This window comes from Oceanobacillus polygoni, from assembly GCF_008304605.1.
GTDB lineage: Bacteria > Bacillota > Bacilli > Bacillales > Amphibacillaceae > Oceanobacillus > Oceanobacillus polygoni.
In genome coordinates this window covers 90,912-103,693 of record NZ_PIJY01000057.1, presented here as the reverse complement: position 1 = coordinate 103,693, position 12,782 = coordinate 90,912, and the positions used below count along the sequence as shown (strand labels likewise).

Sequence of the window (12,782 nt, the reverse complement as noted above, 5' to 3'; positions counted from 1 at the left end):
ATGAGGACAAGCGGAAAATACTAACCAACCAAATAGTTCGCTAAAATATCCTGTATCTTTGTCTAGTTAGGGCGCATTGCCTTCATCTGTTACCGAATATTTGCTTTTTCTCTCTGTTTAGGCATTCATTACCTCTATGAGTGTCCGTGTTCCGCTTCAGCAGCCAAGGCAATTGCTTTTGTTGCATGGACAGCTCCATGTGGATGCTCGGGTGGTGCATAGATCGAATATAACTGTAGCGGTTCATTGCCAATGTTCGTTAGATTATGCCACTTACCTGCAGGTATCATGATTGCATCGTCTTCACGAACCCTTTCTTCAAAATTAAATACGTGTTGATGATCGCCCATCTGTACGAGCCCACGGCCTTCCTCAATACGGATAAATTGATCAAGATTTGAATGTCTTTCTAAACCAATATCCTCTCCAACGCTAATTCGCATCAATGTAACTTGCAAATGATTTCCTGTCCATAAAACAGTGCGATAATTCGTGTTTTGCTCCGTAGCATTCTCAATATTAACCACAAATGGGGCAGCTCCATAATCTTTTAAAACAACTCGAGTATCTTGTGTTGATGATTGTGCATCCTCTAACGGTTTCTCTCGAACTTCTTCATCATCAACAGTCAAAGATGGGCTAGCCATTTCTGTTTCATTTTGATTTGGATTAGACAAATATGCTTTTCTTTGTGCTTCATAAGCATCTAATCTCGCTTGATATGCTCTTTGCAGTTCTTCCTGATAAGTATGAAAAGCATCGTACGGATTAGGTGTTATAGATGAACCAACATAATAAGGATACGGATATGGTAAAAATACAGTATACATTTTTCTACTCTCATTCCTTTCAAAGCATTATAAGTTAGCATATGCCTATCACTAGAGAATGTAACCTGTACCTTTCATTAACATATACCATAATGGAAGAAGCCGTTTTATGTGCGAAGTTCCCTTCACTGATTGGGAAACCTCACATATTCTCAGCTAATTGCAGCGTTGTAACGCATGTATTGTCACTTTCAAATGAAGAAATCTCTGACTTCACTTCTTTTCCATCTTTTGCAATTGTAATACGATACGTACTATCCCGAGGAAGCCACAAGTCAACAAATCCATTGGATTGGGATTTCATGGTTTCATCCACTATCACATTACCGTCTAAATCTTTAATGTATACATCAAATTCTTCATTTACCATTTCTCCTTGGCACCCAGTTAAGCTATGAATAGCACATGGATGGGTTTCCTTCATATACGGAGCGATGGAAACAAAAAATTCATCTTCCGGTAAATCATACGTTTGCTGACTACCATCCTGATCCGTCACGATAAGTTCATGTGATGTAATAGAAGCAGATTGATTTTCTATATTACCGTTGCTGTAATCATGCACCAATTCCTTAATGTCTTTCGATCCATTTTCTTTCTGGGCCACGTTACTGTTATTCACCGAAAACAGATATCCTATCAAAACAACTAATGCAAATCCAATAACCACAACTAGTTTTCTTCTCATTTTGACACAAGACCTACCTTCATCTATTTTTTTACATTCCATTTTATCACGTTCACATATTCACAAACTAATTATATTTTAGCATAAATTACTTACAGATAGGTCTGTATATAAAGAGTTCAAGATTTATTCACATGCTTCAATTCTATCCTTTGCTGTTATTTGTTCCTACGCCCTATTCGTCTTGCCAACAAAGTTCACAGTCAAAGCTTCTTCAATCATTGCCACCTATTTTTTCAAAGACTCTATAATATCCTGCAAGCTCATATCCGCCATAGAGTTTAACTTTAAATGATAATTTTCAAATGGCAACAACTCTGTAACTGGGTTCGGAATAATAACAGTAGGTAGTTTCGCTTCCAATGCAGCCATTAAACCGTTTAAGGAATCTTCAAAAACGATTGCCTCATACGGTTCGACCTTAAGTATTTCTAATGTTTTCAAAAACAGATCTGGCGCTGGCTTAACAAGTTCTACCATATCTTGTGTAATGAGATAATCAAAATAGGAAATCAAATTTAAATTGGTCAAATGAGTAGTCACCCATTTCTTAGTTGAACTCGTTGCTAATGCAATTGTCAGCCCTGCCTCACGTGCCTCCGCAAGATAGGCTTCCACACCTTCCCGTGCCTTTGCTTCCTTAACCAGTTGCGCATGTAATTCTCCTGCACGCTCACGAATCGCATTCGCATCCAGTTGATCACCAATCTCTTTTTTCAAATATGCAACTAATGCTGTGTCATTAGAGCCAACACACTTCACAAAGACTTCAAGTGGTAAATCAAATTTAAATTGGTCATTTAAAACTTCCTTATAGGATTGAAACCAAGCTGTCTCGGTATCTAAGATTAATCCATCGAAATCGAAGATCACTGCCTTAATCATAATCAGCCTCCTATATATTCTCTTTATCCAAAAGAGAATATACACTTTTCGTAACTCGCACTAAACTATCGCCCTTTAAAAAAACTGCTTATTTTGTTACTATCCTTCGTTCTAACGTACTTTCCATTAAGTCCCATGCCTCGTGACAGCTAGGTTCTGTAATGAAAGGCTCAAATCCGAAGTTTAAATACATATTAACGGCCTGATAACTCGTTGTTTGCGATGTAAGATAAGCTCCTTCATGATGCTGTGCTAAAACTTTTAGTGCCTCACTAAGTAAAGGCTTCGAAAGCTTCTTCCCTTGATATTCGGGAACAACACCGACCCAATGGATTCTGCCCAATATCTCACCATTTCCTTTTAAATCTCCATACCATGCGGTTGTTGTTGCAATCGCCTCTCCCTGACTATTTTCAATGAATAGACAGCGCTCTTCCATTTCATCTATATACGGTCCAAATTCTTTCGCAAAGTGTTCAAGTGCAGCCTTTTCATCTTTAAATTCATCCACACTCGCTTCAATTCTAGCCCAGTGATGCTCGTCACCTTTTTTAAACATTCGAATTTGATATCCATCCGGAAGTGAATACGCTGGAATACTTAATAAATCTTCTCTTATCATTTTCAGACGAATTCTTTTCATTTAAATCTTCTCCTTATCATCGTTATCCAGTAGGGTTAAGCCTTATCTGAAGGATCGTCTTAACCATTTGGCAATCATACAAAATTTTTCTTAAATTAGACTGTCTCCCCAGAAATTATCGAGTTAGGGAAAACATAACATAACAACCAACACATGTTAACAAGGAATCTTCTTATAATCTAGATTATAAATGTAAACATACCCTGTCCCGATACAGTTTTCAGAGCCCCCTATAGTTCATTAACTACATAAAATCCGGATGGTCTACCATCTTTCTAAGCCGTTCAGCACTTTCTGGAGATACATTTTCGGACAATCGTGCTCCTGCAATAATTGGAGCCCATTGAAATATCTCTTTCTTTTAAATAACTTCACAACTCGATTATTACTGATATATTTTTGCTGTATTACCAATAGCAAATGGATTATCTAACCTCACTTTTTCTCACCCTCACATCATAACGATAAATTATTACCTCACCTTTTATATTAGTTCTCTTCAATCATCGTAATTCCTTTTTATAATACTGATTATTATCCATTCACAACAACAATAATGACCTTCAAGGTGAGCATTACCGAAACTGCAAGTCGGTTCGTGACAAGAAAAAAATAGGTTCTGGTTTTTCATCATTCACCAATACTTTTCAACTCATCTACTAAATAATCTATTGTCGTAACTCGTTCATGTTCTTCTTGCTTATCATATAAAAGTTGTTCGATAAACTCCCAAATATCTTCTAGCTTTCTTTTTTCTTGATAAAATTTTAATGCATTAGAATTAATCGAGAAGTTTGGATGGCTTTTTTGATAAATCGTAAGAAATTCATTGAAATAAGCCTTATCCACAACAAACATTAAATCCGCTTCAACTGGTGCTAATTTTAGTCCTTCCCAATCGATTAACATGAGATGATCAGATTGCATCAAATTCCAATAGTGTAAATCGGTATGGCACAGACTCATCCTTAGGTTAGCCACTTTTAATTGCTTTGCAAGTCGTTTAACATGTATGGTCATTTCTTCTAATGTCTTAACATACGGACGAATTAATTGCCATACGTCGAACATAAAATTATTACGATCGCTCACCGTATCTTGTAACTGTTCTAGAAATGCTACATCAAAATCTTCTTTGATTGCATCTGTTTTAATAGGGATATCTTCTCCATACAAATGAAGCTCTGAGATAATTTGTGAAAACTGCTTTATCTGGTTATCTGCTAAAGATTGATTACCAATGGTCCCTCCATCGATATAGTCGTAGAGCATGTAAATGTTATTTTCATCTTCACAAGTATACTCCTTTTGCTTGGTTAGAATCGGTACAATGATATGAGTTTTTAAATTACTATGCTCCTTTAACCACATGAGTATAGGCGTATATTGGTCAATAAGTGCTGTCAATTTTGGCGTAGATGCTCGCTGCTTTTCGTATACTTTCAGAAAGTAAGCATTCTTTCCATCATCTAACTTATAAGCAAGCGATGCCCATCCACCTTGTTGACTCGATTTATTGATGACTCCGATATTATAGTGCGCTCTTAATATATTATTGATATTATCCATGCATTTCTCTCCTAGTATTGAATTGAACTCTTTATATATGAAGTACCTAAAAAATATGTAGGCAAGCACGAGTTTTTTCGTAGATTTATTATAACAAATGAAGTTATAAAGTTTTCTCCACTAACTCTACTTTAACATTCCATTTATTTTAAGTAAGTGTAAAGATTTTTAAGTTTTGATGAAGTACATTGTACTAGACAATGAATCGTGTTACTTTAGAAATATCGAAAATCAATATCGATATTCGATATTGATTCAATTGTTAGGAAGGAGTAAGTAAAATTGGAAGATAAAATACTACGAAAGCTCTTTTTAGGATTTATCCAAATACATATTTTACATCACGCAAAGGAACATCCGATTTACGGAGCTTGGATGTACGAAGAGTTACAATCACACGGCTACGAGATCAGCGCAGGCACCTTATATCCAATTCTTCACAACATGGAATCAGATGGGCTTTTAACGAAAGAAGATCGAAATGTAGAAGGAAAAATAAGAAAGTATTATACAGCTACTAGCAAAGGAGAAGAAATTCTTGATCAAGCTCGGGCTAAAGCCTATGAATTATTTAAAGAGATTAAAGACTAGGAGGCAAGTGCAAACATGAATCGTAAACTTAAAACATGGTTAGAAATCTTAATCGTTTCTACCAGGCTTGGATTAACGTCATTCGGTGGACCTATTGCACATTTAGGCTACTTTCACGAAGAGTATGTACGAAGAAGAAAATGGATGGACGAAAAAAGCTATGCAGATTTAGTTGCACTCTGTCAGTTTCTGCCCGGACCCGCTAGTAGTCAGGTTGGAATTGGGATTGGCGTCATGCGTGGAGGAGTATTCGGTGGAATTATTTCCTTTCTTGGCTTTACATTACCGTCTGTCATTGCACTTATTATTTTCGCTTCCCTTCTTCATACGTTTGGAATAGAAAATGCTGGATGGATCAATGGATTGAAAATCGTTGCTGTTATCGTTGTTGCCCATGCAGTCTTAGGTATGGCCCAAAACTTAACACCTGACCTAAAAAGAAAAACAATTGCTTTATTTACACTCGTTGTCACGCTACTATGGCAGACAGCTTATACACAAATTGGTGCAATTCTTTTAGCAGCAGTTGTCGGTTTCCTTCTTTTCAGACAGCAAACCAACAAGGAAGAACAGACGGTTAGCCATTTCCATATTTCACGTCGATTCGGGTATATTTGTTTAACGCTATTTTTTGGTTTACTCATTCTGCTACCAATATTACGTAACCTTACATCGATACAGTGGATTGCTTTGTTTGATAGTTTCTATCGCTCCGGCTCTCTCGTTTTTGGGGGAGGACACGTTATGTTACCTTTATTAGAACAGGAATTTGTTCCTGCAGGATGGCTAAGTGAACAGGAGTTTCTTGCAGGTTATGGAGCAGCACAGGCAGTTCCCGGCCCATTATTTACGTTCGCCGCATACATTGGGGCAGTAATAAATGGCTGGCAAGGCGGTTTGTTTGCTACGTTTGCAATCTTTTTACCAGCATTCCTTCTCATCTTAGGTACATTGCCATTTTGGGATGCACTACGCCGCAACCCGAAAATTAAAGCTGCATTAATCGGGGTAAATGCTTCTGTTGTAGGTATTTTAATCGCTGCACTTTACGACCCCATTTGGACAAGTTCGATTCATGCTCCAATCGACTTTGCACTCGCATCCATACTATTCAGTATGCTCGTCTACTGGAAGCTTCCACCATGGGTAATTGTGTTATCTGGTGCAATAGGTGGAATGTTCATATCATACCTTTAGAATTTCTTTAAACAATAGCAAAGGCTATTCCAAGCGGGTATTGGAATAGCCTTTTTCTTCTATTTTACAAATGCCTTTCCCCATGTTCATAATTTCCTTTCATATTGCTTAGGTTTTTTACATCTAACTACATGAATATCCGTCCAAGATCTACTTCCAATCCACTTAAAATATGAAAGGAAATCGTATCATCTTTTGTAAAAACTCCATGAAATTCATAGTGCTCATCGATTAAAAGATGTATTCTACAGATTCGTTAGCTGGATCAACAAGCCAGTACTCTTTTACACCTGCTATTTCGTAAAGCTGGTATTTCGTCCAACGATCCAACTTACTCATTTACATTTCTACTATTACTTTTTAGCTAACGATAAATAAAGTACTAAAATTAAAATTAACCCCATTCCGATAACTTGCCAAAACCCAAACGGAATATTTAACCAGATGACGCTACTAACTACTGCCGTTAATGGCTCGACAGTCCCCAATAATGTTGTTTCTTTTGCTTCCAAATACTCTAAACTTTTGATAAACATCCAAAAGGCAAGTGTTGTGCCAAATATAATCGTAAAACCTAATACGCCGAAAGTTGCTGCCGACCAATCCTGTGTTTCAACTCTCCAGATGGGATGAATAACATTCATACACACCCCAGCAATAATCATAGCCCATCCAACAACTGTTACGGATGAATAAAAGCGGAGCAAATTGCGCGCATAAAGTGTATAGAATGCTAGTGAAATCCCAGAGATAACTCCCCAAATGATTGCAATACTAGGAACTGACAATCCTTTAAACGAACCATTCGTTAACAAAAGCAGTGTCCCGATTATCGTTAACAAAATCGCAACCATATCTGAAACATGTAGCTTCTGATGGCCTCTAAAAATAACCCAGATAATAATATAAATGGGAGCTAGATACTGTAATAAAGTGGCTATAGCTGCATTCCCCTCTGCAATGGAGGCCATATAAGAATATTGAACTAATAACATCCCCAACAAACTAAAAATAATTAAAGATAATCTTTTTTGGGGATCTTTCCATATCGTAAAAACCGTTTTTCTACCTGCTAGGAGCAATTGCATTCCTAATAACAACACCCCACTAAGTACAAGTCTGGTTGAAACATACCAATTTACATTGATATCAGCTGTTTCAAATAAGTAGTGTGCTGCTGTTCCACCAATTCCCCAAAAACTTGCACCTAAAAGAACAAAAATAATTCCGACTGTACGATTGTTTGTATTTTTCATAACATCACCTATAATACTAATATATGATTACTATATCTTAGTAAACCCCATAATTATATACAAATAGAGTCAAAAAATATATAAATATTGAGGTGATAGCATGAAAACGAGAGATATTATCTTGAATTCGTTGAATGAAGAACTCATTCCTTATACAGAACCAGATTGGTTACACTCCATCGAATGCACAAACATTTCAAAGACGCTTTTAGGTTACATCCCGTTACACTGGCATGAGGAATTACAGTTTGTCGCCGTGGTGAAAGGTACAGTAGAACTTCATATTTTAGGGGAAAAAATGAGCTTAGCGGAAGGATCCGGATTTTTTATCAATTCTGGGATTATTCATGAAATCCATGCAAAAACATTGAATGCTACATTTATCTGCTGGAATATAGGGATTACCTTATTCGATAAACACATCCAAACCAAATACATCCTTCCTTTAATACAGGAAGGAAGCACACCCTACGTCATTCTTAACCCTTCAAACGAAGGACATAATCGTATTATACAAGCCATTATGACTAGTTATGATTGTTACATAATAAAAGAAAAATCTTTTGAATTAATCATAACCATTCAATATCTAATATGTATAAAAGAATTACTACATGAGGTCGTACTTGATTCAACGAATAATAACCCGATTTATGACCAACGAGTAAAAAATATTCTAGAATATATTCATACGCATTACCGAACACAAATTAAATTAGAAACACTTGCTGACATAGCCTATTTAAGCAAATCTGAAACAAACAGATTATTTAAGAAACATGTTGGACGAACTCCCTTTACGTATATCCTTGATTATCGATTAGAACGCAGCATTGATCTTCTAATCGGGACGAGGAGCACTATTACTGAAATTGCAATAGAATGTGGATTTTCTAGTGTTAGCTACTTTATTGATAAATTCAAAAAGGCATTTCATCACACACCTAAAAAATATAGAGATGCTAAAAAGGTTAAGTAATCGTTAGACCCTTAACCTTTTCATTTACTTTTCTTTAAGAGATTCCAAGGCTTTTTCAAAAACGTACTTATTGGATTAGAGCCCTCAATACATTTTCAGTTAATCAAATGTTTGTTTAATTACCGAATTAGATTCTTCATCTATCTAACACGCCTTAAATTCCTCATCCGTTTCAGATTCAATCCTCTAATCTCACGAAATTCTGGAGATTATCTAGTTAGTTATCAACGTTTCTTATTTCAATCGGTATCAATGATCGATTCAATTGGTCCCGATACTGCTCATATTGAGCAGGCAGCTTCAATTCCGTTCCCATGGTTTCATAAGACTCATCATGAGTAAACCCTGGTGGGTCTGTTGCAATTTCAAACAGAATTTCGCCGTATTCCTTAAAGTAGACAGCATTAAAATAGTTTCTATCTCTTACTGCTGTTACCCCATAGCCACTGTTTGCTACATGCTGCTGCCAGTCTAAATGATCTTCATTATCTTTAGCACGCCATGCTATATGATGAACTGTCCCTACTCCCATTTGTCCCCTGCCAATTGGAGTTCGCTTCACATCAATTACATTCCCAATATCACCGTGGGATTTGAAACGGATTAAATCATCTTCCTCACCGACTTTTTTAAGTCCCAAAACATTAAGAAGTGTTTCCTCAGTTTTTTCTGGATTAGTGGATAATAAGATAGCTCCACCAAACCCTTTAATGGCGACCTCAGGCGTAACATCACCGTGTGTCCAATTGTTTGGCTCTCCTTCATCCCGCTCCACAAGTTCTAGCTGTAACCCATGCGGATCAGAGAATTCCAGATAGGTTTCTCCGAATCTTTTCGCTATGTTGTACGTAATATTGAACTTTGTTAATCTATTTTTCCAAAAATTCACAGAACCTACCGGGATGATATACGTGGTTACACCTACCTGTCCACCACCAACCTTTCCTTGATAAGCGTTAGCCCACGGGAAAAAGGTAATAATAGTTCCCTGGCTTCCCACCATCATCACCGAAGTAAAGATGATACGTACCAGGATCATCGAAGTTAACCGTTTTTTTAAGTAACCTTAAACCTAATACACCTCCATAAAAATCTGTGTTTTCCTGTGGATGTCCAACAATCGCTGTAATATGGTGAATACCTGCAGTTTCCTTCATTGCAATTCTCTCCTTCAATTTCATATTTTTAGTTCAGTGCCTAATTGGATGGTGGACTATCTACTGGACTTATTTTGTCCATTACGTTACAATACATTTAATTAAAGTATATTTAATTAAATGTATTGTTGTATGGAATTAATAATGTGTCAACTACTTATTTTTAATTAAATATATTTGCCATCTCAGACCTTCCTCTACTTTTATCAAAACAAGAATTTGAAACAAAAAGAAGCGACTCATTATATTGCAACATGAATTTAACCCAAGCATTTAAGTTGAAATATTTATCATCCAAGTTATATTTAGGTAAAAAGAACTATTTTTATGTTTCAGGAGGGTATCAGAATGAATTTTGAAGAATTAGTAACTGCTCGCCATTCAGCAGTTAATTTTATTGAGAATGAGGAAATAACAGAAGATGATTTTAATAAAATATTTGAGTTAACAAAGCTGGCACCAAGCGCTTATAATCTGCAATTTACGGATTATTTAGTAATAACGGATAAAGATAAGAAAAAAAGAGTAAAAGAATTAAGCTTTAACCAATACAAAATTCATACAGCAAGTGCTGTTATTATTGTATTGGGAAATAAAAAGAGCATTGAAATGTCCAAGGTAGAAGAAATCTATAAGCCAATGAAAATGCTAAAGATGATGAATGAAATTGACTATGATATGACAATGGGTGCAATAAAGAAATATAGTGATGGATTAAAGGCAAATCCAAATGCTTTAGATATAGAATTGGCGCGAAATGTTGGAATTAACGCGATGTTATTTATGCTAAATGCAAAACATTATGGATTTGATACTTGCCCAATGCATGTTCATCATGTAGACCAATTAAGGGAAGAGTTCAATATTCCAAATCATCTCCAACCAATTATGTTGATCACAATTGGTAAAAGTGTCGATAAGGTGCGCCCGCGGGGCTATCGTAGACCAGTAGGAGATTTCGTCAATTTCAACGGATATCGGTAAATTTCATATGTTTTGTTTTTAATATTAGTAAATAAATTCACCGAAATAGATGATCTCAAATTAAAATTTGGATAACAAATCCCTCACCACTTCCTCTGTGAGGGATTTGCTATACCTGATCCTATTATTGGTTATCCTTTTACCCATTCCGCAACTGTCACCGTACGTTTTGCTTGATGTTTCACAGCGTCTTCAACATCCTCAATCATTTTACCTTCTTGATCAACTGTTACACTTGTCCCATAAGGATTTCCACCTGCTCCATAAATAACAGGATCCGTGTAACCAGGTGCAGCAATAATAGCACCCCAGTGCATCATAGAAGTATACAAGGATAAAATAGTGGCTTCTTGACCACCATGTGGATTTTGTGCAGAAGTCATTGCACTTACTACTTTATTCATTGTTTTTCCATGAGCCCATAGACCACCTTGAATATCAAGGAATTGCTTCATTTGAGATGGCATGTTACCAAAGCGCGTCGGAACACTAAAGATAATAGCATCTGCCCATTCGATATCCTCGGACGTCGCAACCGGAACGTCTTTTGTTGCTTCTACAGTTGCTTTCCATCCTTCATTTGCTTCAATTACTGATTCCGGAGCTAATTCTTGTACTTTTAATACCCTTACTTCAGCACCTGCTGCTTGTGCTCCTTCTTCTGCCCATTTTGCTAATTGATAGTTTGTACCACCCATACTATAAAAAACAACTGCTAATTTAACATTTGACATTTTTTCTATTCTCCTTTGTTTTTGCAATTAGCTTGTCTACAAAACCCCATTTTTATTCCTATCTCCTTCTATACGCCTTTTACCAGAATTTCTATTAAGATAAAGCTTTTTTCTTCCAAAACCACCGACAATCCTCTAAAGTTACACTATAAATGAGAATCTGAAATGGAGGCTATAACATGGAAATTGGTGTAACAACATTTGTTGAAACAACTCCAGATACAAATACAGGAAATGTAATCAGCCATGCAGAGCGAATTCGTGAGGTTGTAGAAGAGATTGTATTAGCGGATCAGGTTGGCCTAGATGTGTTTGGTGTCGGAGAGCATCATCGTAAAGATTATGCTGGATCTGCACCAGCAGTAATACTGGCAGCAGCCGCATCTCAGACGAATCGGATTCGGCTTACAAGTGCTGTAACTGTTTTATCCTCAGACGATCCAGTTCGGGTATTTGAGGAATTTTCTACGGTTGATGCGATTTCTAATGGACGTGCAGAAATTATGGCAGGCCGTGGTTCTTTTATTGAGTCGTTCCCATTGTTCGGCTATGATTTAAATGATTACAATGAATTATTCGACGAGAAATTAGATTTACTTTTAAAAATTCGTTCTTCAGAGTTTGTAAATTGGAATGGAAAACATCGTCCTTCTATCGAAAACCGTGGTATTTATCCGCGTCCAGTTCAGGACCCAATACCGGTTTGGATTGCGAGTGGTGGCACTCCTGAATCCGTGGTACGCGCAGGATTGCTTGGTCTCCCACTAGTTCTTGCGATTATTGGTGGTAGCCCATTACAGTTCGCACCACTTGTTAAACTTTATCATCGAGCTGCCAAAGAAAGTGGTCATGATCCATCTAAGCTAACGGTCGCTTCCCATTCACATGGATTTGTTGCTGAAACAACGGATATCGCAGCGGACAAATTCTTCCCATCAACTGCTCAGGCAATGAATATGCTTGGGAAAGAGCGAGGATGGGGACCTTATACACGAAATACATTCGATCAAGCACGAAGCCTAGAAGGAGCGTTATATGTAGGCGATGCGAAAACCGTTGCTGAAAAGATTATCTTCCTACGTAAAAATGTAGGCATTACACGGTTTATGCTTCATGTTCCAGTTGGTTCCATGCCACATGCGGATGTTATGAAGGCGATTGAATTGTTAGGTACAAAGGTTGCACCGATGGTACGTGAAGAAGTAGCAAAATGGGAAGCATCCGAACAAGCATAATCAATACCTTCTCATAGGAAAACAGGCACTTCCA

General features: G+C 36.9%; 13 protein-coding genes and 1 pseudogene. 5 read left to right on the top strand and 9 right to left on the bottom strand.

The genetic code is table 11. The features are described from left to right. Positions 1–134: 134 nt before the first annotated feature. The 5 genes from F1560_RS21665 to F1560_RS21645 all read right to left on the bottom strand — a co-directional run bounded on the left by F1560_RS21665 (position 135) and on the right by F1560_RS21645 (position 4,615). Positions 135–830: a cupin domain-containing protein gene (locus tag F1560_RS21665; protein WP_245347819.1), complete on the bottom strand. Its 696-nt coding sequence runs from the start codon at positions 828–830 to the stop codon at positions 135–137. A gap of 142 nt (positions 831–972) precedes the next feature. Further along, the gene (locus F1560_RS21660) at positions 973–1,518 is read right to left on the bottom strand and encodes a CueP family metal-binding protein (RefSeq protein WP_149476683.1); all 546 of its coding nucleotides are present in this window, start codon (positions 1,516–1,518) and stop codon (positions 973–975) included. A gap of 228 nt (positions 1,519–1,746) precedes the next feature. After that, positions 1,747–2,403, bottom strand: coding sequence for an HAD family hydrolase (locus F1560_RS21655; protein WP_149476682.1), 657 nt, complete (start codon positions 2,401–2,403; stop codon positions 1,747–1,749). 88 nt (positions 2,404–2,491) lie between these two features. Then, a complete protein-coding gene (locus F1560_RS21650) occupies positions 2,492–3,046 on the bottom strand; it encodes a GNAT family N-acetyltransferase (RefSeq protein WP_149476681.1) in 555 nt (184 codons plus the stop codon). A gap of 630 nt (positions 3,047–3,676) precedes the next feature. Then, complete coding sequence (locus F1560_RS21645; RefSeq protein WP_149476680.1) at positions 3,677–4,615, bottom strand: phosphotransferase; 939 nt, start codon at positions 4,613–4,615, stop codon at positions 3,677–3,679. Between the two features lie 282 nt (positions 4,616–4,897). On the opposite strand from F1560_RS21645, the gene F1560_RS21640 reads away from it, so the two are divergent. Then, a complete protein-coding gene (locus F1560_RS21640; protein ID WP_149476679.1) occupies positions 4,898–5,206 on the top strand; it encodes a PadR family transcriptional regulator in 309 nt (102 codons plus the stop codon). A gap of 15 nt (positions 5,207–5,221) precedes the next feature. After that, positions 5,222–6,403: a chromate transporter gene (locus F1560_RS21635; RefSeq protein WP_149476678.1), complete on the top strand. Its 1,182-nt coding sequence runs from the start codon at positions 5,222–5,224 to the stop codon at positions 6,401–6,403. Between the two features lie 231 nt (positions 6,404–6,634). On the opposite strand, the gene F1560_RS22535 is transcribed toward F1560_RS21635, so the two are convergent. Further along, positions 6,635–6,742 (bottom strand): Uma2 family endonuclease, encoded by a 108-nt coding sequence (locus F1560_RS22535; protein ID WP_245347820.1) that lies wholly within the window; start codon positions 6,740–6,742, stop codon positions 6,635–6,637. Between the two features lie 14 nt (positions 6,743–6,756). Next, positions 6,757–7,659, bottom strand: coding sequence for a DMT family transporter (locus tag F1560_RS21625; protein ID WP_149476677.1), 903 nt, complete (start codon positions 7,657–7,659; stop codon positions 6,757–6,759). A gap of 100 nt (positions 7,660–7,759) precedes the next feature. Between F1560_RS21625 and F1560_RS21620 the strand changes: the two genes are divergently transcribed. Beyond that, positions 7,760–8,638, top strand: a complete 879-nt coding sequence (locus tag F1560_RS21620) for a helix-turn-helix domain-containing protein (RefSeq protein WP_149476676.1) — start codon at positions 7,760–7,762, stop codon at positions 8,636–8,638. Positions 8,639–8,855: 217 nt separating this feature from the next. On the opposite strand, the pseudogene F1560_RS21615 reads toward F1560_RS21620, so the two are convergent. After that, positions 8,856–9,795 (bottom strand): annotated as a pseudogene (locus tag F1560_RS21615) (ring-cleaving dioxygenase). A 348-nt stretch (positions 9,796–10,143) separates the two neighbouring features. On the opposite strand from F1560_RS21615, the gene F1560_RS21610 reads away from it, so the two are divergent. After that, the gene (locus tag F1560_RS21610; RefSeq protein WP_149476675.1) at positions 10,144–10,779 is read left to right on the top strand and encodes a nitroreductase family protein; all 636 of its coding nucleotides are present in this window, start codon (positions 10,144–10,146) and stop codon (positions 10,777–10,779) included. A gap of 131 nt (positions 10,780–10,910) precedes the next feature. Here the strand turns inward: F1560_RS21610 and wrbA are convergent, their stop codons facing one another. Then, positions 10,911–11,513, bottom strand: a complete 603-nt coding sequence (gene wrbA, locus F1560_RS21605) for an NAD(P)H:quinone oxidoreductase (RefSeq protein ID WP_149476674.1) — start codon at positions 11,511–11,513, stop codon at positions 10,911–10,913. 179 nt (positions 11,514–11,692) lie between these two features. Here wrbA and F1560_RS21600 point away from each other — a divergent pair, with 179 nt between their 5' ends. Then, a complete protein-coding gene (locus F1560_RS21600; protein WP_149476673.1) occupies positions 11,693–12,748 on the top strand; it encodes an LLM class flavin-dependent oxidoreductase in 1,056 nt (351 codons plus the stop codon). The last annotated feature ends 34 nt before the right edge of the window (positions 12,749–12,782 follow it).